The 24,968-nt window shown below is 40.7% G+C and carries 20 protein-coding genes; 8 read left to right on the top strand and 12 right to left on the bottom strand.

The window, feature by feature from the left end:
* Positions 1-2: 2 nt before the first annotated feature.
* The 3 genes from AK825_RS06975 to AK825_RS06985 form a co-directional block, all read right to left on the bottom strand.
* The gene (locus AK825_RS06975) at positions 3-1,349 is read right to left on the bottom strand and encodes a HAMP domain-containing sensor histidine kinase (protein WP_068035751.1); all 1,347 of its coding nucleotides are present in this window, start codon (positions 1,347-1,349) and stop codon (positions 3-5) included.
* A gap of 99 nt (positions 1,350-1,448) precedes the next feature.
* A complete protein-coding gene (locus tag AK825_RS06980; RefSeq protein ID WP_068035754.1) occupies positions 1,449-2,135 on the bottom strand; it encodes a response regulator transcription factor in 687 nt (228 codons plus the stop codon).
* Positions 2,136-2,179: 44 nt separating this feature from the next.
* Entirely contained in the window at positions 2,180-3,877 is a 1,698-nt protein-coding gene (locus AK825_RS06985; RefSeq protein ID WP_068035756.1) for a phosphoethanolamine--lipid A transferase, read from the bottom strand.
* A gap of 324 nt (positions 3,878-4,201) precedes the next feature.
* Here AK825_RS06985 and AK825_RS06990 point away from each other — a divergent pair, with 324 nt between their 5' ends.
* The 5 genes from AK825_RS06990 to AK825_RS07010 all read left to right on the top strand — a co-directional run bounded on the left by AK825_RS06990 (position 4,202) and on the right by AK825_RS07010 (position 10,055).
* Positions 4,202-5,089, top strand: a complete 888-nt coding sequence (locus AK825_RS06990; RefSeq protein ID WP_082787192.1) for an ABC transporter ATP-binding protein — start codon at positions 4,202-4,204, stop codon at positions 5,087-5,089.
* A gap of 96 nt (positions 5,090-5,185) precedes the next feature.
* Positions 5,186-6,868 carry an ABC transporter permease subunit gene (locus tag AK825_RS06995; RefSeq protein WP_068035757.1) on the top strand — a complete coding sequence of 561 codons (1,683 nt, stop codon included), beginning with the start codon at positions 5,186-5,188 and terminating at the stop codon, positions 6,866-6,868.
* A gap of 223 nt (positions 6,869-7,091) precedes the next feature.
* Positions 7,092-8,084, top strand: a complete 993-nt coding sequence (locus AK825_RS07000) for an ABC transporter substrate-binding protein (protein WP_068035759.1) — start codon at positions 7,092-7,094, stop codon at positions 8,082-8,084.
* A gap of 94 nt (positions 8,085-8,178) precedes the next feature.
* The gene (locus AK825_RS07005; RefSeq protein ID WP_068035761.1) at positions 8,179-9,321 is read left to right on the top strand and encodes a TIGR03364 family FAD-dependent oxidoreductase; all 1,143 of its coding nucleotides are present in this window, start codon (positions 8,179-8,181) and stop codon (positions 9,319-9,321) included.
* Positions 9,321-10,055 carry an HAD family hydrolase gene (locus AK825_RS07010; protein WP_068035763.1) on the top strand — a complete coding sequence of 245 codons (735 nt, stop codon included), beginning with the start codon at positions 9,321-9,323 and terminating at the stop codon, positions 10,053-10,055. The genes AK825_RS07005 and AK825_RS07010 overlap by 1 nt, the downstream gene beginning before the upstream one ends.
* Before the next feature lie 288 nt (positions 10,056-10,343).
* Here AK825_RS07010 and AK825_RS07015 read toward each other — a convergent pair whose 3' ends face one another.
* On the bottom strand, positions 10,344-11,228 hold the full coding sequence (locus AK825_RS07015) for a LysR family transcriptional regulator (protein WP_068035765.1): 885 nt from the start codon (positions 11,226-11,228) through the stop codon (positions 10,344-10,346).
* Positions 11,229-11,328: 100 nt separating this feature from the next.
* On the opposite strand from AK825_RS07015, the gene AK825_RS07020 reads away from it, so the two are divergent.
* Together AK825_RS07020 and AK825_RS07025 are read left to right on the top strand one after the other, a co-directional pair.
* Entirely contained in the window at positions 11,329-11,775 is a 447-nt protein-coding gene (locus AK825_RS07020; RefSeq protein ID WP_068035767.1) for a PACE efflux transporter, read from the top strand.
* Positions 11,776-11,988: 213 nt separating this feature from the next.
* Positions 11,989-13,128 carry a M14-type cytosolic carboxypeptidase gene (locus AK825_RS07025; RefSeq protein ID WP_068035769.1) on the top strand — a complete coding sequence of 380 codons (1,140 nt, stop codon included), beginning with the start codon at positions 11,989-11,991 and terminating at the stop codon, positions 13,126-13,128.
* A gap of 239 nt (positions 13,129-13,367) precedes the next feature.
* On the opposite strand, the gene AK825_RS07030 is transcribed toward AK825_RS07025, so the two are convergent.
* The 6 genes from AK825_RS07030 to AK825_RS07055 form a co-directional block, all read right to left on the bottom strand.
* Complete coding sequence (locus AK825_RS07030) at positions 13,368-14,399, bottom strand: spore coat protein U domain-containing protein (protein WP_068035770.1); 1,032 nt, start codon at positions 14,397-14,399, stop codon at positions 13,368-13,370.
* Complete coding sequence (locus tag AK825_RS07035) at positions 14,399-16,873, bottom strand: fimbria/pilus outer membrane usher protein (RefSeq protein ID WP_068035771.1); 2,475 nt, start codon at positions 16,871-16,873, stop codon at positions 14,399-14,401. Before AK825_RS07035 ends, AK825_RS07030 begins: the two co-directional genes overlap by 1 nt.
* Positions 16,824-17,585 (bottom strand): molecular chaperone, encoded by a 762-nt coding sequence (locus AK825_RS07040; RefSeq protein WP_068035772.1) that lies wholly within the window; start codon positions 17,583-17,585, stop codon positions 16,824-16,826. Before AK825_RS07040 ends, AK825_RS07035 begins: the two co-directional genes overlap by 50 nt.
* Positions 17,586-17,591: 6 nt before the next feature.
* Entirely contained in the window at positions 17,592-18,266 is a 675-nt protein-coding gene (locus AK825_RS07045) for a spore coat U domain-containing protein (protein ID WP_082787194.1), read from the bottom strand.
* 725 nt (positions 18,267-18,991) lie between these two features.
* Entirely contained in the window at positions 18,992-20,047 is a 1,056-nt protein-coding gene (locus AK825_RS07050) for an enoyl-CoA hydratase/isomerase family protein (RefSeq protein WP_068035775.1), read from the bottom strand.
* Between the two features lie 222 nt (positions 20,048-20,269).
* A complete protein-coding gene (locus AK825_RS07055) occupies positions 20,270-21,061 on the bottom strand; it encodes an enoyl-CoA hydratase-related protein (protein WP_068035776.1) in 792 nt (263 codons plus the stop codon).
* Positions 21,062-21,661: 600 nt separating this feature from the next.
* On the opposite strand from AK825_RS07055, the gene AK825_RS07060 reads away from it, so the two are divergent.
* Positions 21,662-22,258 carry a TetR/AcrR family transcriptional regulator gene (locus AK825_RS07060; RefSeq protein ID WP_068035777.1) on the top strand — a complete coding sequence of 199 codons (597 nt, stop codon included), beginning with the start codon at positions 21,662-21,664 and terminating at the stop codon, positions 22,256-22,258.
* A gap of 221 nt (positions 22,259-22,479) precedes the next feature.
* Here the strand turns inward: AK825_RS07060 and AK825_RS07065 are convergent, their stop codons facing one another.
* Together AK825_RS07065 and AK825_RS07070 are read right to left on the bottom strand one after the other, a co-directional pair.
* Positions 22,480-23,289, bottom strand: coding sequence for an enoyl-CoA hydratase/isomerase family protein (locus AK825_RS07065; protein WP_068035779.1), 810 nt, complete (start codon positions 23,287-23,289; stop codon positions 22,480-22,482).
* 39 nt (positions 23,290-23,328) lie between these two features.
* Entirely contained in the window at positions 23,329-24,939 is a 1,611-nt protein-coding gene (locus AK825_RS07070) for a BCCT family transporter (RefSeq protein ID WP_068035781.1), read from the bottom strand.
* Between the last annotated feature and the right edge of the window lie 29 nt (positions 24,940-24,968).

Below are 24,968 nucleotides of genomic sequence, written 5' to 3' on the forward strand. Positions count from 1 at the left end.
CGTTATGTATAATAAATACTAAAGGTACTGCCGCCTGAACCATTGGCTTGATGGGTAAGTTGCCAGCCCATATGCGCCATGATGCGTTGCACGATGCTAAGACCCAACCCTGTGCCTTCAACTTTATAGCTAGAGTATCCTGTTGAAACTAAATTCGTATTCAACAGCGTATCATTATGCGGTTGCTCTAGACGCTCAAATCTCTCATAAAGCAGGGGCATCAAAGCTTCAGGAATACCCAGACCTGTATCAGTGACGGTTATTTTTTTATCATCAATCGTAATAACTACTTCACCCTCATCCGTGTATTGAAAGGCATTTTTTATTAGATTCCCCAGTGCCATTTTTAGCAGTTCAGGTCGTACATAGGCGAAATACTCTTGTTCAGCCACGACTGTGCAAGTCACCGTCTTATAGCGCAGCAAGTACTTTAAGCGCTCTACTTCATTTGAAGCAATATTGTTGATAGAGGTTTGCGGCGTGTCTAGTTTTTCAGGCGCACGAGAGAGCAATAATAAAGCGCTGATAATCTCAGAGGTTTCTTTGGCAGTATTGCTAATGCGATTGGTAAATTCGTTCAAATGGCTGTCGCTTGCTAATTGTGAGGCCAACACTTCTGACGCACCCATGATAATCGTTAATGGCGTGCGCAGCTCATGGCTAACATCACCGGTAAACAACTGCTCGCGCTTTAGATACTGCTCAAGCTTATGGTTTTTCTCATCAATGGCTCGCGCTAATACGCCAACCTCCGATGGCAAATGAGTCAATTCGGTTAAATTTTGATGATCGGTTTCTACTGCTTTTTTTAAGTCTAATAAAGGTTTAGTAATTTGCCTAGAGGACAACTGAGAGAATATTGCGGCAATTAATAAACTTAGAATAACGGCGACTCTTAAGGCATTGGCAAATATATCTTCTAAGTGTTCAAATATCGCCAAAACAGGGTAGTTACCCATCACCATCTCGGTGCCTTCTAAGTAGGTCAAAATATATTTCTGTTTATCTTGTTGATGGATAAAGAAATGAAGGTTACTTGCATGTGAACCCGATTCCGTATTTATCGTGATAGAAGTTTCCTGTACCGTTTCGGTCGCTATAGCTTTCAAACTTTCAGGCGCATTGCCATAGCGATAAATTTTTATGCCTGGATCTGCGACATAGATAGTTTGCTCACCCTCTTTTTCTCGACTAAGCTCTAACTGTTGTAGCAAGCGAGCTTTGACCAAATCTTGCTCTATTCTGACTTCAGCATACATAAAAATACTGACGAAAGTTGCGCAAAGCAATATTGCGAATAAGAAATATGATATTCGAAACTTGTTAACGATAGAGTCAAGACTAAACATGGCATTTACTTCGTAGGGAAAGACAGTAAGAAAAGTGATAATAATTACGAAAAATACTACTTATAATAAGAATAAGCAGCTAAAGCCTATTATCGGATTTTATACCTTGTCTGGGTCAATAATCTGATAACCAACACCGGGTACGGTGATTAGCATGGTTTTAGCAAACGGTTTATCGACTTGTGCACGCACACTATGCATATGGGTACGCAATGCATCGCTACTTGGAATATCCTCACCCCATACCTTTTCCTCTAATTCATTCTTGCTGACCACTCTAGGTGCAGCACACATCAGTGTATTTAATATTTTAAACCCTGTTGGGGTGAGCTTTAATGATTGGCCTTCTCGGCTAATCGTATGCTCCTCAGTATTCAAAGACAGTTTGCCAATCTCTATACTGTGCCCAAAGTGGTCATCTTGATGTCGACGTATGAGGGCTTTGATACGTGATTCTAGTTCAACGAGTGAGAAGGGCTTAACTAGATAGTCATCGGCACCACTATCGAAGCCTGCAACTTTATCCAAAATCGTATCGCGAGCTGTCAGCATCAATACTGGGGTTTTATTATGCAGTTCTTCTCTCAGCTTTTTACACAGTTTTGTACCATCCATGCCAGGTAGCATCACGTCTAGTAAAATAACGTCATAATAATTATTTGAGGCCAGCGTTAAGCCACTAATCCCATTATGAGCGTTATCTAACTCAAAGCCCTTTGGTTCAAAAAAAGCATAAATATTGGCCACGATATCGGGATTGTCTTCAATAATAAGTATCTTATACATAGGTGTCTCGTGCATAAATGCTAGCAGTGCTTGGGTTAAAAAGATTAATTAACAGTTTTAAAAAAGGTTGGTGCTGCTTTTACTTCATCGGCAGTAATACCGAAGAAGCCTAGTAAAGTAGGGGTAATAAAGTCGTGTGATACGGGCTGATCAATCATGCTGGCGAGACTGCTTTTATCCATACTGTTGCCATCAATACCATTGCCAGTAGGCGACCAGACAATCACAGGCACCTGTTTTTGGGCGTCTGGCGCAATACTATATGGTAGACCATGCAGGTAGATATTATTTTCGCCCAAACTTTCTCCATGATCGCTGATGTATACCATCACCACATCATAATCCTGCTCATAAGCTTTTAGCGTATTGATAACGTTATTCAAGAAGTAATCAGTATAGCGAATGGCATTATCATAGCCGTTGATGACGGACTGATCGTCGCACTTAGATAGCTCATTGGTCATACATACCGGCTGATACTCTTCAAACTCTTTAGGGTAACGTTGGTAGTAAGCAGGGCCATGATTGCCCATTTGATGCAATAAAATAAGCGTATCTTTAGCAGGTACGTCTGATTTTACCAGTTCATCAAAGCCATTGAGCATGCCGATATCACGACATTCGCCGTCACAACTAGGATTAACATCTGACGTTTTATAATCCTCAAAAGTGACTCTATCCGCAACCCCTTTAGAGCTTGAGTTGTTGTCTCGCCAAACGACGTTGACGCCTTGTTTATGAAGAGTATCAAGCACGTTTTCATTATAATCCGCACTACTGGCATCATAATCCTTTCTATCAGCATAGCTGAACATGCAAGGAACGGAATAAGCGGTAGAGGTGCCGCAAGAGGTTGCATTATTGAAGCTATAAATATCTGGCTGGCTGGCCAGTAGTGGCATAGTCTCGCGCTGATAACCGTTTAAACTAATATGGTCAGCGCGAACCGTTTCACCGACGACAAATACCATCAATTTGGGTTTTACTTTACTAGTGCTAGTGACGGGTGTTATACGTTTGGCATCTGTCGCATGAAGTATTAGGGTATCAGGACGGCGCAATTCATCGACGTAATCGGTACTCAGTTTGATGACAGAGTAGATAGGAGTAATGGGGTTGGTATAACTACGAACCACTTTATGCTGGCGAAAAAAAGTGGCGTATTGATCACCAAAGGGTAATAGACAAACTGCTATTAAGGCAATAGAAAGAATTAAAGTAACTGCTCGTTGCCATAATGCTCGACGTAAAGGAAGTCGCTTTATACGAATTTTAGCAATAATAATAGCAGGTATAACGCCTAATAAAACGACACGAATAAAAAAACTTGGCGCCATTAGTCCCATCGCTTCTGCTTGGTCGGTTTGCAAGCTATTGATCAGCATACTACTATCGAATATTGTCCCATACCCATCGGTAAAATAACTACACACGGCAGCTATCATTACCATAGCAATTAGGACTGGTTTGGCGATTGGTCGATAACACAATAACTGAAAGAGTAGCCACATCAAGCCGAACAGTAAGCCTGTGATAGAAACTATAAAGCCAATATTTGTGCTAAAAGGATAAATACTTAGCACTTGCGCAAAAAAACCAATATTCGCGGTGGCTACTAAATAAAGGGTAACAATGATAATCAGATAATTAAGATTAATCTCGTAATTAAAGATTTTACTTATATGGCCTTTTTTAGTATTAGCTTTAGTATCATCAGTGCTAAGTGCTTGAGATATCGACATAACTAGGCTTCTCAAAAGAATTATAAGGAACGTAATTCTTTACGATAGCAATTAGCCTGTTAAGAAGACGTTAAGGTAGCTAAGCTAATAATATGACGAGTATTAGATTAAAATTATCTCGTGCTGTGCTGATAGTTAGCAAAAAGCCTTTGTATCGCTTGGCATACAAGGGCTTTTTTATATGTGAGGGGATCTGAACTTACGTTGATCTGACTTCGTATTGTCATATTTTTTTCATCGAAATGTCATAACTGACAGATACACTGCTGACCTATCCAAGATGAATAATTAGATTATTAATCATAAGCGATTAGGGAAATTGATATGTTAGAGCTAAGACAGGTTACGAAGAGATATGATGACAAGGTTATATTTGAGGATCTTTCACTTAAAATTAACAAGGGTGAGATAGTTTCAATCTTAGGGCCATCCGGCTGCGGCAAGACCACTTTACTGCATATGATTCTAGGTTTAACTGATATCAATGGTGGTCGAATTGCCTATAACGGGGAAGATATTACCCGTGTCTCTATGAGACAAAGAGGCTTTAATATTGTCTTTCAGGATTATGCCTTATTTCCCAATCTCAATGTCAAACAAAACATCGAATACGGTCTGCGTAACAATCCTAGTGTCAGTACACAACAAGAAGTCGATGAATTGATCGATTTACTCGATATTAAGGCGCATCTAAATAAGCGCATTCATCAGCTATCAGGCGGTCAAAAGCAACGTGTCGCGCTGGCTCGTACGCTAGTCATGAAACCCAAAATACTACTGTTAGATGAGCCTTTATCTGCATTAGATGGGGTAATTAAGGAAACCGTCAAAGAGCGCATTCGTGAGATTGCCGTGCGCTATCAGCTCACTACCTTAATTGTCACCCATGACCCAGAAGAGGCGATGACGTTATCTGATCGCATCCTACTGCTATCAGATGGCAAAGTGGCGCAATTCGCTGAACCCGCTGAAATCATACACAACCCTGCCAATGATTTCGTCACCAACTTCATTCTAAATCAGCTCAATATTAAACGTCGCAATATCTTAAGCTTATTTGCCAACGGTATATCTGAAGCTGATCCGCTAAGTAAATACACTCAAGCCCAAAACTATGGACAGTATGAGGCCGATATTAGCCCCCGTCATGCTGATTCTAAAGCCATCACTGTCTATGATAAGCAAAAGTCAAAAAATACTGTGAAAGGCTGATGTTGTAGAAGCTTACAGTGGCTGAATCGGCAACTGAGATACTGACTATAGATGTCTTTCAGTAAAAACCTGACCATTTGATTGTTTTGGACGTTTATGAAGCTTAGTAATCCACCCCAAGCGAAAGCCATTTGGCTATTTGTGACGATTTTATTCATCGCCTTTCTATTTATACCTTTAGGTAAAATGCTGGCGTTATCATTAAATGTCGGCAATGGCATTGGCTTAGATAACTACACCAGTATCGCAAATAGTGATAGCTTTAAACAGGTGATGTTTAATAGTTTTTTTGTCGCGACGGTGAGTGCTCTGAGCGCCACCATGCTCGCTTTCATCTTAGCTTATACCGTGCACTGGACCAACTTACCGAAGGGCTTTAAAAAGGTTATTAAAGTTGCCGCCTTATTGCCCATGTTATTGCCAACGGTGACCTATGGCTTTGCCATTATTTATACCTTTGGTAAGCAAGGTTTATTGACTCAAATACTCGGCTTTCAGCTGTTTGAAAATATATACGGCTTTCAAGGAATGTGGCTTGGCTATACCATTTACACCTTACCCATTGCCTTTTTATTACTCAATAATACCTTTCAGTATTTAGACAAAAAGTTCGTGATCGTCTCAGAATTAATGGGCGACTCGTCTCTGCGCCAGTTTGATATGACGGTCATTCGTCCGTTAATTGGCACCTTTGCCGCGGCAATGATTCAATGTTTCTTTTTAGCCTTTACTGATTTTGGTATCCCAGCGTCCATTGGTGGGCAATATAAAGTCATCGCCATTGAACTTTATACGCAAATACTAGGTGCGTCGCCTTCGTTTGAAAAAGGTGCAGTGGTCGCACTGTTTATGCTCATTCCATCGTTATTGAGCATTGCCATACTATGGTATGTCGCGCGCTTTAATATCCGCTACGATTCGGTTGAAAATATCGACTTGCCTTCTTCCAATATCAAAGACCGAGTATTAGCCGTATTATCGAGCGCTATCTTGTTCTGCTTACTGATGGTTTTTGCGGTGATATTTATCATTCCGTGGATAAAAATATGGCCTTATCAAATGCAGTTCAGTACGGAAACCGTCAGCAAGGTTTTAGAATCTGCCAATTTAATGCGGGTCTATAAAAACTCACTCATCGTAGCAGTATTGACGGCTATCTTTGGCACCTTAATTACTTACTTTTCAGCGTTATTGTGCGAGCGCTCAAGTTTATTCAGAATCGGTAAATTCAGTATCCAGAGTTCAGCATTGGTCACTAACACGGTGCCAGGTATGGTTGTGGGTATTGCCTATCTTATGATTTTTTCAGGCTCTGCTGTCGCTAATACTATTTTTATTATCGTGATAAGTAACATCATTCACTACTTCGCTACCCCTTATCTGATGAGTAAAAATGCACTGGCTAAAATGAACTTAGGCTGGGAGACGACGGCTAGCTTATTAGGTGATTCATGGTTTACGACACTGCGACGCATTGTGATTCCCAATTCATTCTTTACCTTAATTGAAGTGGCATCCTTCTACTTTATCAGTGCCATGGTAACGATTAGCGCGGTTATCTTTATCTCTGGTGCCAAAACCATGGTGCTCACCACCAAGATTGTTGAACTACAGCATTTTGCGCGCTTTGATGAGATTTTTATCTTATCGCTCATGATATTGCTGACCAATATCTGCGCCTTGATACTGTTTGCCATCATTCGTCATATACATAGCAGACGACTCTACGGGACACCGAAAGAACAAGACAGGACGCTTGTTGCGCCAACGACTGCTTAACCATAGTTATAGTCAGTTCAAAATAAAAGGGATACGTTAAAAATTGCGTTCTGCTGGTATAAATTTTTCTCGCTTGCTGTGCGCTTTGCACTCCAGAGGCTTCAAAAAATTCATCCCAGCAGTACTATGTTCTTTTTAAATTGAAACGACTATAGCTATTTAGCTATCGAAAATATACCCAAACTTTAATAATTAAAACTCAACAAAATCTATAGGATAAAAAATGTTTTCATTTAAAACGTTAATAATAGGTCTCACGTGCGGAATTATTTTGAGCGGTTGTAGCTCAGCTTCTTCAGAGGGAAATAACGCAGAAGAAGTCATTATCTATAGCAATGCCGACGAAGAAGCGGTAGAGGTTATTCAGGAAGTATTAGATAAAGCTGGGTATGAAGGTCAATATATATTTCAATCGTTTGGTACGGGTGAGCTTGGTGGGCGTTTATTGGCCGAAGGTAAGAATATAGAGGCAGATTTAGTCACGATGAGCTCGTTTTATCTAGAGAGCGCGCAGGCAAAACATTCAATGTTTAAGGATATCAGCTTTGAGGTCAATCCTCAAGTAGCAGTTCCTAGTTACTATGCACCCATTCTAAGCTTTACTGGCGCGATTATTTTAAATACCAAAGAGATGGCCGCGCAAAACCTGCCTAGACCAACCAGTGCCAAAGATTTGGCAAAACCCATCTATAAAAATAAACTTGCCATGGTAGATCCCAATGGCTCATCGACCGGTTGGTTGTTTGTGCAGAATATCACTGCTACGTATGGCATGGGTGCCGAGGGGCAAACCATCATGAATAATATTCGTGACAATGCCGGACCAAATCTAGAATTATCAGGTTCAGGTCCATTAAAAAAGGTCATGGCAGGTGAAGTGCCTATTGGGTTTGGCATGCGTCATCAAGCAGTCGTTAATAAAGCAGAAGAACTGCCTATTGATTACATCGATCCTAGCGAAGGTAACTATACGCTGAGTGAGTCGGTGGCTGTCATCGATAAAGGCGATAAAACCAATAAAAATGCGATGAAAATGGCCGAAATCATCGTCAAAAATGCGCGACCGCAACTGTTAGAAATATATCCAAATATCATCTATGACGGTGAAACTGTTGCATCTGAGAATAAAATCAAAAATGTAAAAACGTATGCTGAGCCGCTTACCGCTGAGTTATTAGATAAGCACAGGGCATTTTTCCACGGTCAAAAGCTATAAGCGTTGCAACCAGTGCGAGCTAAATTTGAAATATAAGTTCTAAGCTTCCTAAAAAAATAGCATTTAAAAGTAAATAAAATTAAGGAACATCAAAGTGCAGTTAACAAGCAAATTGTCTGAAAAAAAATACGATGTAGTGATAGTTGGTGGTGGCATTGTCGGTCTTGCCAGCGCTTATGCCGCGGTTAAAAAAGGGCTGAGTGTGGCACTGGTTGAGCGTGAGTCACAAAATAAAGATGCGTCAGTACGTAACTTTGGTTTTGTCACCGTGAGTGGGCAGCAAAGTGGCGAGCATTGGCAGCGAGCCATGCATACGCGTAATATCTGGGCAGATATAGCACCCAAAGCAGGTATCGAGGTGGAGCATAGCGGCTTGCATATGCTCATTCAGCGCCCAGAAGCGATGGATGTCGCTGAAGCATTTTTACAAACAGAGATGGGCGCGTCTTGTCGATTGCTGACGCAAGCTGAGATAACAGAAAATACGCCTTATCTTAAAAACAGTTTGGGTGTGTTATATAGTCCTCATGAGCTTAGAGTCGAATCAAAAACCGCCATTGGTAAATTAGCAAATTGGTTACATCAAGCGCACGGGGTAGATTTTTATAATAAAACCACTGTGCATTCCATCGAGCTACCTATGGTTCATACCAGTCGTGGTACGCTGCAAGCAGAGCATTGTGTCGTCTGTCCCGGTATAGATTTGCATAGCTTATATCCAGAGACTTTGGCGCAGGCTAAGGCCAAACTTTGCACGCTCAATATGATGCGTGTGATGCCGAAAAAAGCATTTAAGCTAAATGCTGCGGTGATGTCGGATTTAAGCTTTGCTCGTTATGATGGATTTGCCCAATTACCTGAAGCCCAAAGGTTAATCTCATTGCTGGATAGTATTCAGTCAGCTGAGCGCAAAGCAGGCGTTCATCTGATTGTGGTGCAATCTGCTGATGGCTCTCTCATCATTGGTGATAGCCATGATTATAGCGATAAGGAGTTGCCGTTTAGAGATGTGCGAGTTGATGATTTAATCATTAACGAGTTCCATCAAGTGATGGATATTGGCGAGATTGATATCGTCCAGCATTGGTTAGGTGTTTACCCCAGCGGTGATAACGTAGTTTTTAAAGCCTCCCCAGAAAAAGGTGTGGTCGTCGGCTCTGTCACTAGCGGCACTGGCGCATCAACAGGCTTTGCATTTGGTGAAGAGTTAATTCATTTAGTATTGGAGTCAAAATAATGAGTACAGATATTAATAGTATTAAAGAACCATTCAATCATATTCAGCTATGTGTTTTTGATATGGCAGGCACGACTGTCAATGAAGACAATCTCGTTTATAAAACGGTACGTGATGCGATCAATCAAGCGCTTAGCGATGACGATAAAGTGGATAAAGAAGTTGAGCTAGATATCTGCTTAGAATTTGGCGCTGGCAAGGAAAAACGTCAAGCGATCAGCGATATACTGAATGAATTGGATATCGCTGAGGATGAGGTTGAACCACTTGCCGATACAGCATTTACGATTTTTAAAACCAGTTTAGCGAAGGCTTATACCGAGGACACTTTGGCTACCTTTGATGGCATGCTGGAGCTGTTTAATAAGCTAAAAGCCAGTGGTAGAACAGTGGTGTTAAATACGGGCTATGACGCAAAGACTGCCAATAAGATATTAACTATTTTAGGGTGGTCAGTAGGTCGCGAGATTGATGCACTAATTACTGCTGATGATGTGGTGAATGGTCGCCCTGCGCCAGATATGATTACGCTCGCGATGGATAAGTTTGGTATTGAAAATGCAAAACAAGTGTTAAAAGCAGGGGATAGTGGCATCGATATTGAAGAAGGGAAAAATGCCAATTGTGGCTTATGTATAGGCGTGTTGACCGGCGCGCAAACCAAAGCACAGCTTGAAAAGTCTTCTCCAGATATAGTATTGGATAAATTAACTGATTTGGCTCAGTTGATTTAAAAATCAATCTATAAGGCAAGTCTATAAAGTAATACTCTGCTTAAAGCCCTTTACGTTATATACAAAATAGCGAAGAGGGCTTTTTACGATTTTAACGAACGAATAGTTGATAACTATAGTCAGGTCAATATAAAAGAGATACAGCGTGGCTGGGATGCTTAGTTTTTTAATGTTGGTTTTGCAGCCTCTATCGGTGTAGGTACAGCAAGCAAGGAAAATTTGTACCAGTCACGCATCATAGTGTCGTGTATCCATTTTATTCAGTATCGACTATATAAAGAAACGCTATTACGCTTGCTGGTCTAAAGTAATAACCGCCTGCTTTAACCACGTGCCTGCCTTACCTAACGGTTTTTCTTTATGCCAAATCAGCTCAACCGCAACGGGCCAACTGTGCTTATCAAAATCCAGTTTTGGCGATACCAAAGAGCCATCCTTTAACGCATCAACGATAATATGCTCAGGCACCAACGCCCAACCAAGGTTACGTTGCACCAGCTCAATAATCACCCACTGACTCTCAACCCACCATACATCGGCGGCAACCCGTAGGCGTGATTTTTCTTTACTCTCGTTGCGCGTTGCAACAATGAGCTGACGGTATCTTTTTAAGTCCTCCCAGCTGACCACTCGGTTTGCTATTTCATGCTCAGGCGCACAAACCATTTTAAGTGGAATCCAGCCTAAGGTATGAAAACTAATAGCCGATGGCAAATCCTCTTGGCTCCACATAATGCCCAAATCCGCGCGCTTTTCTAAAATCAAACGACTGACATCTTCCATGATGGGCAGCAGCAATTCTAACTCCACAGTAGGAAACAAGTTATCAAACTCATCGAGCAATCGCGCCAGCCACTCTGATGGATAGAGATCATCGACTGCAAGCACCAAACGGCTTTCGACACCTTCACTTAAGCTTTTGGCCACCCCGAAGAAATGCTCGCAGCGCTCCAGTATTAAATACGCTTCAGCTAGTAGCCGTTTACCTTCCTCCGTCAATTCAGGATAGCGACTATTTCGAGTAAATAACACGTTGTCCAAGTCGATTTCTAAATTTGCCACCGCCGCACTAACCGATGACTGTGCTTTGCCAAGCCGCCGTCCTGCTGCTGAAAACGAGCCCGTCTCTACCGTTGCCACAAATGCTTGTAGTTGCTCTAAAGAAAAGTTCATGTATCGGTTTTTCCTATAGACAGTAACTTTGATCTATTATTTTAACAGATACAATAGAGTCAACTAAGTAATATGAATGTATATTCTATAAGGATTAATGATGCGAACTCATAGAGATCGTATACGTCACGCTGTTGGATTTGAAATAATTGCATTAATACTATCTATTCCCATTATGAGCTTCTTTTTTGATTTTGACATAAAAGATATCGGTGTTATTGCCATCGTAGGCTCTATCATAGCGACTATATGGAACTACGGTTTCAATATTGCCTTTGATAAAGGGATGGTAAGGTTTAAACGCAGTACATTTAAGACCCCAGCGATTCGAGTGCTTCATGTACTGCTATTTGAGGGTGGTCTGCTGCTTCTATATCTGCCCATGGTCTCATGGTATCTTGGTATTAGTTTATGGCAAGCATTTATTATGGACGCGTCATTGGTTGGATTTTATCTGGCTTATACCTTCTCTTATAACTGGGCTTATGACAAGATTTTCCCGATACAATATTTTAAATATGTAAAAAATAGAGCGGTTTCTATATAAGTCGAGCTAACAATACTTTAAGTTATATCTGATGTTGATGGGTGCTAGAATAGACTCTAAATTTAAATTTTTCACCTAGATAAAATCGGTGATTAAGCCTTTTAGACTATAAAATGTATGGTTTAAAAGGCTTTACTGTATTTTAAGGCTGATAAAACACTTCTGTATTTAGAATTAATTTTGAGATTCTTAGAAACTTATTAAGGAAAGGTTATGCATATCACTGCTAATTTCGATGCAGGTAATATTGACGTTATTAATTTAGACGATAAAAAGGATATCCAGTTGGCTATTCGTCCAGACGTTGGCGGCGAGTTTTTCCAATGGTTTAACTTTCGCCTATCAGGTCAGGTTGGCGAGCAATATGTCCTCAATATTTTCAATGCAGGGGAGGCGTCATACACTGCAGGGTGGGAGAATTACCAAGCGGTTGCTTCGTACGATCGGGAATATTGGTTTCGTCTGCCTACCACTTATAAAGACGGGAAGTTAACTATCGTGGCAGATTTAGAATGTGACACCATTCAAATTGCTTATTTTGCCCCTTACAGTTATGAGCGTCATCAAGATTTATTAGCCGCCGTACAAACGCATCCGTTAGTGACTCTAGAACATCTAGGTGAAACGCTTGATAAGCGTGACTTAACCTTAGTAAAAATCAGTAATGGCGATAGCAATAGTGATGCGAATAAACGCAACATTTGGATCACTGCGCGTCAGCATCCTGGTGAGACGATGGCTGAATGGTTGGTTGAAGGATTGTTATATAGCCTATTAGATAGTGACAACGCCACTGCTAGGTTGTTGTTAGAGAAAGCGAACTTCTACATTGTGCCGAATATGAACCCCGACGGTAGTGTGCGCGGACATCTGCGTACCAATGCTGTCGGTACTAACTTGAACCGTGAATGGTCAAATCCAAGCTTAGAAAAAAGCCCTGAAGTGTTCCATGTGATTAACAAAATGGAGGCGACAGGCGTTGACCTGTTTTATGATGTGCACGGCGATGAAGCGCTGCCTTATGTGTTTCTTGCTGGCTCTCAAGGGACGCCAAGTTATAACGATCGCCTCGCACGTCTGCGTGATAAATTTTCAGACGTGTTGAAATTAGCCAGCGCTGATTTTCAGTCACAATTTGGTTATGACGTTGATGCGCCAGGTACAGCAAACATGACTGTCGCAACTAACTGGGTGGCAGAACGTTTTGATTGCCTTGCCAATACCTTAGAGATGCCTTTTAAAGATAACGATAATCTACCTGATGCAGACATGGGCTGGTCACCAGAGCGTTCTATCAAACTAGGAGAGGCATCGTTGATTGCGATGTTGGCGGTGGTTGATAATTTGCGTTAGTGAATGATTCAGACCGATGTGTAAAGCTAATAACCAGTTTATGTTGGTTTTATGGTGAATATGTATCACTTTCCTGCTTACACATTCGCAAAATAAATACTTTCTTTCAATGTTCTTATCGATAGCAATCGGCAAACACAATTTTTCTCGCTCTAATCTAATGAGCACTATAACCATAGGAATGAGATTTAAATATCTAAAACCACAAAGTTTTATTATTCTCAAAGGAGCAGCTGCTATCAATAATTGACGTTAATGCTTACGATATCGGAGTAGTTATCAGGTTTAAAATCGGCACTGGGGACAGTAACATAGACAGTCTTTAGTTGAGAGGTTCCATCGCCAGTACCTACTACACCGTTCCCTACGTTATTCGAGGTGGCGGTGTTTCCCCATATATTTCCACTTGCACCATCAGTTGAACGCAGTTGATAAGGTATCTTATCGGTATTGCCGCCCGTACCGCTCATGACACCAGCACCATCTATACTGTTATTGGAGGGCATCAAGCCAATATTATAGGGTGCACCATTTGTGCAAGTCACGCCAAGCGCGCTAGAGTTATTGCCCATGATATTGTTTCTATTTGCAGAATGAGAACCTAAATTGACATCAGTGGTAGAGGTAACTAAACAGCTTGGAATTACGGTCGCTTGAACGGTAAATGGGAATTGATCTACTCCTAAATTACCTGTTGAGCAGTCAAGGCCAGATGATATTTCGTTAGCCCTAAACGTTAATGCGGTATGACTGCCATTGAAATCGTTGATGTAGGTTCCGGATGTTGCGAGAGCGTTGTCATAGTTTGAGAGCAGAGAGATATCAATAGCCACGTTGCCTGAGATAAATGAGTTTTCGGCAATAGCGAGTGAGCCTGAGTTGAATTCAGAACCACTAGAATTGCGGGTGCCCCAATTAATACTTCCTGGCAATGTCATGGTAAAAGCCAAGCTTGAATCGACAGCCCCATTCTTCATGTAACGCGGAGGGTAAGTGCTGTTATTGTTGCCACCATCTACCGCAAGGCAGACCGATACATATCCTGCGGAGCCGCTATTGGTGCATCTGTAGTTCAATGTAGCACTAATCCTTGCGTCATCGGCGTTGGCGGGGGTGACACCATCGCTAATGTTCACGTTACCGGTACTTCCCACTGCTGTATTCATACCTGCTTCACAAGTAACATTGGGTGCGGCATAAGCATTCCCTGATGGTAACCACCATGCACCTACTATCAAAAATAGACTATATTTCCATCTTAACAATTTCATTATTCTTCTACCTTTTGACAGATGAGAGGACCGATTAGTGGAATATCGTCGCCTTGTTTATGATAATCAAAGCTGACCGTACAACTATCATTAGAGGGCATTATCACTGTTAGGATATTGTGCTCATCTAAGGTATCCAAATAGACTTCGCCATCAAATCCAATAACTGCTGAAAGTGCATCCTTGTTCGTAAGTAACTGTACTTGACTGCCTAACGGTAGTGGCTGGTTATCACTGTCTGTGAGGATAACAGAGGCAGAGCGCACTGGTGTGATGCCAAAGCTTACTAATACTCCTGCGCGGTCAGTCGGCGTGGCTTCAATATTCACCTTGTCAATCCGCAGGTCAGCGGGCAAATCCATAGGGTCAATAGCTATCTTATTGTCTTGATAAGCGTTCAATGGTGTTACCAATAATAGACCCCGTTTATTCGTTGTACCGATGGGGCTGTTTTGTAGCAGCACTGGTACATCGGCGATACCATCAGTGGAGACCACGGCAAAACCACTGTTGATTTGGCGTGCGGCAAACAATCCTCCACCCATCATAACTAGCGCGCCTGTACCGCTAGCATAGGTAGAATAGTTATCGTTGTTACTACTGATACCAGCTTGTAGTCGTCCGTATGGACCAAGATAATTCAATTCGGCTAAGCCATCGGTACTGCTGTTATTACCCGTACTATTATTACTTGTACTGTGCCTTGCTTGCGCGCGCCAGCCTATGCCGCCCGCACTTGGTGTTGATTGCGATATATCTGTTACCAAGTCATGACGATCGTTGGTGCTCTGCACACTACTATTCAGCGAGATATTACGATCTAAGGATAGCGAGGCGCCAAAAGAGACACTATTATTATCAGAGTTATGGATATCATGATTGTAGTTAGCGTTCAGGCTGAGCCGTCGCCCAAAGGACTTTCGCCAAGAGGCGCTGGCAAACTGTGAGGTCTCTTGCTGCGCAAAAGCGATCTGGCTATAACTCACACTAAAACTGCCCAGAGATTGTGTGCTATAACCTGTTGAGAGTTGTTCACTTCGGCGGTTGGGAGCATCTCCGTAACGTGTGGCGACGTCACGGTAGTCACCATGAGTACCAGTGGCATTGAGACCGATATGGAAGCGACTGTTATTCCAAGAGTAGTCTGCACTGTATTGCAATCCACCTTCACCTTGGCTGTCGCTGCCCGCTAGCGAGGCAAATAAGACACCACCTTTACTACCCAATAACCAAGTGCCACCGACACCAACATTACTAAGACCTTCAGTCACTTCAGCATGGGTTTCGGCAGTAAAGCGATCACTGACCCCATAACGCCAAGTGCCAAAGCCCGCAATATCGCTGCCGTAATCAAAAGATTTAACACCATAATTTTCGCGCACGGCACCAAGCTCTACTGACCAATCAGACAGCCCTGGTTGCAGTAAACGATGGGCATCATAAAGTGAAAAATTAAGCGTGGTATTTTGTCCTAATGCATCGGTCAATACGAGTTGGGCATTGCCCGCACCACTGAAGCTAGGCGCTGTATGAAGCTCAAACGGACCGGCAGGTACGTCACCGCTGTATTGCTTGAGACCATTCACATACAGCTCGACCGCCGAAGGCAGGGTAGCGGAACCAAAAAATGACGGCAAAGGCGTGGTGGTCATATAGGGTTGTAGGTCAAAATTAGTGCCGAATTGCAGTCCGCCTAAGCGCGTCGACCTTGTCCATGATAGTGCCCCTGTGAGTATGTCGCCAGCTCTAACAGTGAGCAACTTATCAGGAAATGATTTGCTCCAACTGCTATCCAAACGTACCGTGCGGCTGTCCCAATCATTGCTATTAGTATTGCTACCAGCAAAGCGATTGCCAGTCGTCAGGGCAGTAGAGCTTAATACACCGAGGTCATTAAACGCACGCAGTTCTGTATAAGCACTTAGGCTGGTCGCGTTGTCCTCTGTTTGCGTGCCATAAAGGTTATAATTTAACAGAAAACCAGGCGAGGCGGTCGGTTGTGGGCGTTTACTATTGCGGGTATTAACGACGGTCGTGGCAAGGTTGAGCATGTTTAGCGGTGCAATAATATCGACCGTTTGCTGGCGGGCGTCATAATCGATCTTGATATCAGGTAGGGTGTTTAGCGGTATTGGTTCGAGGGTGTCAGGCGGCACTATAAAGCCAAGTTGCTGCAATACGTTTTTACTTGCCCATAACTGGTCATTATAATATTCGAAGGACGCTAAACCCTTGTCTGCGCCGTTAAGCTTAACCTCTAAATAGAGATCAAGCTTGTCTGGATGGTCATTTTCGTCACGATTGTTACGGTTTAAATCAAGCTGTGCGAGACTGTCGCTGGGAAGGTTGGTAGAAGTAGACGTGATATCATTTAATCCGATGGCATGACTGATAGGTATCATTAAGCTTTGCAGTAAAGCTATTTTAGCGATCGGAAGTGTCCAGCGTAACGTCTTGTATTGTCTCAGTTCCATTGATCATTGCCTTGAATTTACCACCTGTCGTTAGTGCCGAGGGCGGTGTTTTCAGTGTCCAATACATGGTAGCGCCTGGCAAAACATAACCCAGCAAACCTTTATGGACATCAATGCTAGTACCAGCAGCATCTACAAAGCTTAAGCTTGCCAGTTGGGCATGACCATTGCCGCTATTGTGGACCCGTAACTTTATCTGCTTACCCTCTGGCTGCACATGCGTGCTCCATTGCAGTTTTGGGGCGGTCTTGACAACTCCAACAGGTTGTACAAATACGGGTAGGGAATAGCTCAATGCAAACTGTAAGCCACTTTTTTGGTCAGGGGATTTAATCGGTAACTCATTAACCAAAATCCGGTAGCTATCTTCTACAGCGCCACTGCCTTGCGGCGGTGCTTTGGCACGGATAATTCGAATTAATTGCTTGTCGTTTGGGTCAAGCTCAATCATTGGCGGACTGGCCAATAATCCTCGTGATAGTGTGAGCTGATCTCCTGTTTCATCCTGCGACCAGTGGTACACACGCACTTGCGCATGCACCACATTGTCACCAGTATTACTTAGGGTCAGACCACTGGCATTTTCTCGAGCTTGTATGCTTAAGGAGATGGGAGAGACCTGTAGGCCACTCGCCATCGCCCAATTGCTACACAGTAGCAAGCTTGAGATCACACTATATTTTGCAACACGGTGTAACCAGAGAGTTAACATAGCTGGCTAGTAAACGACAGAAACGCTAACCAGATCAGTATAGTCACCTACGGTAACGTCGGTGCTACCGGTCACTGAGGCATATACAGGATGTTCGAGAGGAACTTCCATGCCTTCTCCGACGCTACTAACACTATTACCGGCTTCGCCATTTAATACTCCGGTATTACCCCAAGCATTCAAGCCAGCTGAATCAGAGTGTAACTGGTAAGTAATAAGATCTGTTGGCGCTGGTCCTGTCATAACACCAGCACCACTAGCATTATCGTTCGATGGGGTTAATTTAACCACATAAGGCGCACCTGTAGAGCACATCACGGAGAGGGTGGTAGCGTTGGTTTGGTTAGCAGCCGCTGTGCCGCCCGCAGCAACTTCACCGAAAGTAATATCTTGAGTGAGAGGAGCAGCTGATAAGGTGCAAGCAGACACCACAGTCATATTGACGTTAAAATTACCTGACTCTGTACCAGCAGCATTCGCACTAGATATAGCAGCGAATCCGCCAATAGTAACTAATGTAGCGGTCATTAAGGATTTTTTAAATTGCATGGTAAATCTCCAAAGGTTTAGATCTTTTAGGGTTTCAGTAATGGAATGCACCGTAATCAGTTGAATACGATGTGCTTGCCGAGCTAGATAGCAGAAATCACGTCTTTTTGGCAATCTAGAACCCACTGGCATAAGATAGTTACCTGAGGCGAACTGACTCTTTTGGTTACAGTAACTACGACTATCGTCAATATTTGTTACTAAAGCATGACAGGGTTGCTATAGAAGTTTGTGACTAACATGTATCCACGCTAATATCCAATTTTCCACATATATTATTGACCAATGAGTCACTGCAAAAAATCTAATCCAACATGCAAATTTTTTTTTGGATAAAACTTCACAAATTAATATACCTAGCACCATCTGAACGGGTAGCTAAGTCCGCAATAGACTCACCTTTAATATGTATCAAAACTTAGTGGTGTTAGATGCAATTCAACAAGCCTCAGTTGAATATAATAAGTTCAAAAATGAGAGTAATCGAAATGATAAATGATAAATGATAAAGGAGTTCAATACTTATCTATTCACTACACGGAGAGAATGACAGAGTCGGAGGTTAAAGGTTCTTTGGTTTAATAAGATCCGTTTAAATAGTGCGGTTGGTTATGTTTAATGTTTTGAATATGAAAGACGAAATGATGATAATTTCAAAATATTAGGTTTAGCTGGCTGACTTAAGCAAGTCAACCTCCGATAAAGCGGGGCAGTTCAAGCAGAGTTATGAGTATATAACACACCCTAATACCTCCTAATTTTTTTAAAGATTTGAAAGCACTCATCGTATAAAAAAATTGAATAACCTAGAGAAAATTTTGGTAGTTTATACTCAAGTATCTGTTTTTATTTTAGATTTATAGTGTTTTGACAGGTGTTAAAAAATAGTGCTCAATATCCGACTCAGTTAGATCTTCTAGTTCGCTCGGAGCCCATTTTGGAGAACCATCTTTATCAACTAAAACGGCACGAATACCTTCATAAAAATCAGCTGTATCCATGAAATGAATGGCCATGTCCTTTTCCATCTCAAGACATTCGTTAAGCGATTTGTCTTTTCCATGTATTAATTGCTGCAAGGTGACTTTTAATGAAGTAGGCGATTTTGAAAGAATATTATTTAATTCTTGCGTTGCCCATTCATTACCATTAATTGACTCACTTCGCAGGGACTCTACTATTTTTTCTACTGTATTATATTGAAAATGATGGTTTATTAATTCTTGGTTCACTTTCAGCTCTGAAACATCTGATGAAGTTGTACCGGTTGCGGTAAGTAATTCATCTAAATCTTTATGGACTGAGGCAGATGACCAATCTTTAGTGAGTAATCTTGTTTGTAGAGTTTCCCATTCATTGCTTTCGATATAGTAATCAGCGGTACCAATATAGATAGTGTCGATTGCTTTTATAACCTTTGCAGTTAATGCAAGATAACGACCTATGTATCCCGGTAGTTGATTGAGGAAAAAGCTTGCGCCAACATCTGGGAAAAACCCAATGTTCATTTCAGGCATCGCCCATTTTGTTTTTTCTGTTACGATTCGGTGAGATGCTCCGACGGAAAGTCCGACTCCACCTCCCATAACAATGCCATTCATATAGGCCAAAATAGGTTTTGAATAGTTATGTATAAGTGCATCTAGGCAGTATTCTGTTGAAAAGAACTTCTCTGCATAAGGTATGATATCTTCAGCTTCCAAATCATAGAATTTTCGCATGTCTCCTCCTGCACAAAATCCTTTTTGACCCTCACCGTACAAACAAACAAACACTACGTTAGAGTCTTTTTCCCATTTTTCTAAAGCATTCGTTAACAGTTCAACTACTTCAGTATTAATAGCGTTTAGGACTTCAGGTCGATTTATTTTTAGCCAGCCAATACCGTTTTTTACTTCTGACGTAACAACCATTGATGTGAACTCCTAAATTTTGTAATTTAAAATTATATAAGTTTATGGATTTTTTATAAAAATATGAGTGATTGCGGTTAACTATCATAAGTAACAGCTTGATAGTAAGTTCCAAAAAATAAATTTAATAAAATTATTAGAGGGTAGTATAAGTATGAATATAGTCGTTTAATAAAAAATATGACTATATTCATGCTGTTCTCATGTATTATGCTATGAAAGTTAATCTTTAAAAGTAGGTTTGCGTTTTTCCATAAAAGCATTAACGCCTTCGATCATGTTTTCTGTCTTAAATAATTGAGCCCATTGTTCTGATTCTATTTCTAAACCTTTTTCTAAGGTTGTTGCCATACCTTCATTAACAGCTGTAATAGTTGCTTTGATAGATTCTGAGCTTTTATTGAGAGCAATTGATTCAGCCAGTTTTTTCGTTTCATTCATTAATTCTGTAAGTGGCACTGATTTATTAACGAGACCTATTTTTTCTGCCTCTTCTCCACTTAAAAACTGTCCAGTTAATATAAGTTCTAATGCTTTTGCTTTATTTGTTATACGCGGAAGTCTTTGAGTCCCGCCGAACCCAGGTATCAAACCTAAATTTAACTCTGGTTGACCCAATTTAGCTTCATTGGCTGCAATCCGTAAATGACAGCTCATGGCAAGCTCTAACCCTCCACCTAAACAAGCGCCATTAATTGATGCAATAACGAGTTTTTTAGAAGACTCAATTGTATTCATAACGGCTTGTGCATCTTGGGATAACTTCTTTCCTTTTTCTTCATCATGAAAGGCGTCAGTAAACTCTTTTATATCTGCCCCAGCAACGAACATTTTCCCTTTACCGGTTATAACAATTACCTTGATACTTTGATCTGCTTCCACATAGTTAAAACATTCAGATAATCCGCTGATTGTTGTAGTACTTAATGTATTAGCAGGCGGGCTATCAATAGTTATGTAGCCAATTCCGTTTTCTGTACTTAAATTTATGTTAGAAAATTCTTTAGTTTCCATTGCTCTTTCTACTCCGTTCAGATTATTTTTAATAGCGTGTCTATTAATAAGTATCAATTGTGAATATAACTCAAATTATCGTATCTTAATAAAATTAAAGCTTTAGCTAAATTAGATATTCTAATTATTGTAATTAAAATATTTGTTTACAGTATGAGTGTAATGTCTTTAGTTCTCAGCGTCAATAAAAATCTGACCGGATAGAATAATTTTTTCGTTTGTCATGATATACGAGTTGCAGAAATGATGTTTTTCATCACGTGGTAGCTGATTTAGCTAAGATGTATGGTGTAAGATACGATGATATTGATAATTCAACGAAATAGCTGAAATACCTATGGAAGTTACTGATACTTTTATATTCTTAAAAAAGGAGTAGATGCTTTCCCTCGGGTCATAGTCGGTTTTCATCCAATCTTTCATTATTAATTAATGTGTTTTAATGCTATGATTTTAGGGGAGATTGAATGGTTTCTATAGCATAGTGACCGTTCAAAGAGGACCTTTTTAGCATTTTACTTAACTATCTTGCTTTCAGTGAGAAATAGTAAGCAGCTATTAAGCAATATTTTGGAGTGGAACAACTGGTAGGTGGATTTAGTGACTAAGAGAGCAGAAGAAAGAAGAAAACAGGTGTTACGTGCAACACTTAGAGCAATCAATGATAAAGGGTTTAGCGAAGTTACGCTTCAAGATATTGCAGATTACACTGACTTTAGTAAAGGTGTTATCAGCTATTATTTCAAAAACAAGGAAGATGTCTTCTATCATTTACTTGAATGGATGACCGATCGCATTTTCCAAAATGAGTATGTCGCTATCCAAAAAGAAACGACGGCTATCGATATGATGCGCGCGTATGTTGATACTGTGTTTAAGAGTCCTAAAGATAACAAAATATTTTATAGTGTTTATCTCGAATTTTTGGCTCAAACGAAAAAAAATGAGAGCTTTCGTGAAGTGAACAATAACTTCTATAAGAATTGTTGGTTCTTAGGTAGTGAAATTATTGAAAAAGGAAAATCAGAAGGGATTTTTAAAAATGTAGATACGGTAGCTGGAAGCCATATGATTCGTGCTTTGATTGATGGTTGTCTTTTACAGTGGTTGATGCGCGATGACGAAACGCTGCACGCTTATTACCGTGAAACTTGTTATGAGACGATTATTACTTATCTAAACCATAAAGCTCCCTAGAAGATATAATTTCTCCTTTTTAACAATTTTTTCTACTCAATGTAAATTTCAATCGTAAAGAATCCACTAAGATTTTGTGAATTAATCACTATTCTATAAGTTTATCCAAATGGTTCGATAGGGGTCAGTTGTTATGCGACCTAGACGTAAAAGATAACAGTTATTACCTGTTATCTTTTACATATAAAACTACCTATTATTATATTTTGGTCGTTAGATACTTATTTCCCTTTTAAAAAAGCGCTTAATCCTTCTTCACGAATGATTCGTCCTGCCTCTGCAAACTCTTGTTCTTGACTTAAGAAAAACATAGAAATCGCCGTTTCAATATTATAGTCAAGTGACTGTTTCAAGTTCATCATCTCGTACGTTTTATTGATTGTCATCTTTGTTATTTTAAGTGCTGAAGCAGGCACACTGACCATTTTTTCAGCCATCTTTATCGCTTCTTCCATTAATTGCTCTTGTGGCACCACTTTATTAAAAATACCTAGACGATAAGCTTCTTCTGCATCAACAGAATCACCCGTATAAAGTAGTTCTTTTGCTTTTCTCAAGCCTACAATCCACGGCATCATTAATGTAGCTGGAGCAGCACCAAAGCGGATCTCTGGTTCCCCAATACTTGCTTTATCAGATGCGATAGCAAGATCGGCAGAAAACACCCAATCTGCTGCTACGCCATAAGCGTAACCATCCACTGCTGCAATTACGGGTTTTTTTAGATCCCATAATTTTAATCCTACCCGTAAAAAGGTTTCTAATTGTGCACGGTATACTTCTGATGGCTCATCGCCAATGGGGGAAGGCAGATCCATAGACTCTTTTAAATCTGCACCTGCAGAGAAATTCCCCCCAGATCCTGTAAGTATAACTACTCTTACATTCGAGTCCTTTTCAGCTTGATCCAATGCTTCCCATATATCTGCGGTCATTTGTTCTGTTACTGCATTTAATTTTTTGGGACGATTGAGAGAAATCGTAGCAATATTATTAGTAACTTCATATATAACTGTCTGATATTCTTGCATATTTTCCATCCTTTCAAAACTTGAGTGTAGTATTAATTGCTATAGCTCATATACTTCTTCTTTAATCTCAACAGCTGTTTTTTGCTTTTCTTTGTGCAAACTCATACTAGCCAAGTCAATAGGTTCTTCTTGCCATTGAGGATCGAGATGTGCTTCTGTTTTTAACATCTTCATTAATGAGATGACCAGTAATAGAATTACGAATATAAAAGGTATCGCTGTCAATATTGAAGCGGTTTGTAAAGTCTTTAAATCCCCACCTAAGACCATTAAAGTGCCAGGCAAGATAAATAAGGTTAATGCCCAAAATAGTCTATTCCATTTAGCAGGCTCTTCATTAATACCAATATTTGGTGTTGTTGCTGAAGCCATCATATAAGCTGCTGAGTCAAAGGTAGTGGCTAAGAATATTAAGGCGATGAAACTAAATACAGCGACTACTAAGGTCCCAAAGGGAAGGGTGCCAATGACTTGAATAATCGTTGCAGGGGCACCGACTTCTTCTAGTAATCCAGTAACTGACAATACATTTGTTAATTCCAAATGCATGGCATAATTTCCTAATATTGAGAAATAAGCGGTGCAACCTAACGTACCCCAAGCTACTCCTCCCAAAATCACTTGCCTAATAGTTCTTCCTCTAGAGATTTTAGCAATGAATAAGCCCATGAATGGCGTATAAACAATCCACCATGCCCAGTAGAATATAGTCCAACTCTCTACAAACCCTGACCCACTTACTGGGTCTGTATATGTATTCCAGCGCACAAAATTACTGAATAACATGCCAATACTATTGGTGCCCATTTTTAAAATAAACTCGCTTGGCCCGACTAATAAAATGTAGCTCAAAAGTATAATAGAGCAGATAATTGCTAAATCGCTTAACAATTTTAGACCGCGTTTTAGGCCCGAGTAGGCACTCCATGTAAATAAAGCGGTACATAGTACGAGTACAAATATGGTCATTGACATTGAAGCTTCTATTCCTGTTAGGCTGCTTAGTCCCGCTGCTACTAGCGGTGTACCAAGTCCCAAGGAAGTACCTGCAGCTCCCAAGATCCCAAACATAAATATAACATCAATCGCTTTTCCTAGTGCTCCGTCTGCATGTTTTCCTATCACAATACGGCAAATCTCACTTAATCTCAAAATAGGTACTTTTAAAATATAATAGGAGTAAGCAATAGGTATAGCGGGTAAGACAAAGAATCCCCAAGCTGAGGGACCCCAGTGAAAAATACCATATGCGGCCGCTATTTCAGCAGCTGCTATCGATTTTGGTTCAATTCCGTAAGGTGGCGCCATATAATAATAAGCCCACTCAATTGTTCCCCAGTAAACCAATCCTGAAGCCACACCCGCACAAAAAACCATGGCACCCCAACTGAAGTTTGAAAACTCAGGCTTTTCATCTTTGGTGCCGAATTTAATTTTTCCATGTTTACTAAAAAATAGATAGATTAAAAAGGCGAATCCTCCGGTCCCAGCCCACAAAAACATCATTCCAAAGTTTGAAGTCACAAATCCATTTGCTTGACTGACAATCTCACTACCTCTTTCTGGATATAGAACCAAAGGAAGACAGATAGCCACAATCAAAACAAATGTGGATACGAATATGAACCAATCAATTTTATTCTCTTTCAATTTAATACTCCTTCCTTAGAGTTAAATAT

The sequence above is a fragment of the Psychrobacter sp. P11G5 genome (assembly GCF_001593305.1).
In the GTDB taxonomy this organism is placed as follows: Bacteria; Pseudomonadota; Gammaproteobacteria; order Pseudomonadales; family Moraxellaceae; genus Psychrobacter.

Excerpts from the sequence above, each read along its gene's own strand:
- AK825_RS06975 (WP_068035751.1), bottom strand. The coding sequence starts at position 1,349 with ATGTTTAGTCTTGACTCTATCGTTAACAAGTTTCGAATATCATATTTC.
- AK825_RS06980 (WP_068035754.1), bottom strand. The coding sequence starts at position 2,135 with ATGTATAAGATACTTATTATTGAAGACAATCCCGATATCGTGGCCAAT.
- AK825_RS06985 (WP_068035756.1), bottom strand. The coding sequence starts at position 3,877 with ATGTCGATATCTCAAGCACTTAGCACTGATGATACTAAAGCTAATACT.
- AK825_RS06990 (WP_082787192.1), top strand. The coding sequence starts at position 4,202 with ATGTTAGAGCTAAGACAGGTTACGAAGAGATATGATGACAAGGTTATA.
- AK825_RS06995 (WP_068035757.1), top strand. The coding sequence starts at position 5,186 with ATGAAGCTTAGTAATCCACCCCAAGCGAAAGCCATTTGGCTATTTGTG.
- AK825_RS07000 (WP_068035759.1), top strand. The coding sequence starts at position 7,092 with ATGTTTTCATTTAAAACGTTAATAATAGGTCTCACGTGCGGAATTATT.
- AK825_RS07010 (WP_068035763.1), top strand. The coding sequence starts at position 9,321 with ATGAGTACAGATATTAATAGTATTAAAGAACCATTCAATCATATTCAG.
- AK825_RS07015 (WP_068035765.1), bottom strand. The coding sequence starts at position 11,228 with ATGAACTTTTCTTTAGAGCAACTACAAGCATTTGTGGCAACGGTAGAG.
- AK825_RS07020 (WP_068035767.1), top strand. The coding sequence starts at position 11,329 with ATGCGAACTCATAGAGATCGTATACGTCACGCTGTTGGATTTGAAATA.
- AK825_RS07025 (WP_068035769.1), top strand. The coding sequence starts at position 11,989 with ATGCATATCACTGCTAATTTCGATGCAGGTAATATTGACGTTATTAAT.
- AK825_RS07030 (WP_068035770.1), bottom strand. The coding sequence starts at position 14,399 with ATGAAATTGTTAAGATGGAAATATAGTCTATTTTTGATAGTAGGTGCA.
- AK825_RS07035 (WP_068035771.1), bottom strand. The coding sequence starts at position 16,873 with ATGGAACTGAGACAATACAAGACGTTACGCTGGACACTTCCGATCGCT.
- AK825_RS07040 (WP_068035772.1), bottom strand. The coding sequence starts at position 17,585 with ATGTTAACTCTCTGGTTACACCGTGTTGCAAAATATAGTGTGATCTCA.
- AK825_RS07045 (WP_082787194.1), bottom strand. The coding sequence starts at position 18,266 with ATGCCAGTGGGTTCTAGATTGCCAAAAAGACGTGATTTCTGCTATCTA.
- AK825_RS07050 (WP_068035775.1), bottom strand. The coding sequence starts at position 20,047 with ATGGTTGTTACGTCAGAAGTAAAAAACGGTATTGGCTGGCTAAAAATA.
- AK825_RS07055 (WP_068035776.1), bottom strand. The coding sequence starts at position 21,061 with ATGGAAACTAAAGAATTTTCTAACATAAATTTAAGTACAGAAAACGGA.
- AK825_RS07065 (WP_068035779.1), bottom strand. The coding sequence starts at position 23,289 with ATGCAAGAATATCAGACAGTTATATATGAAGTTACTAATAATATTGCT.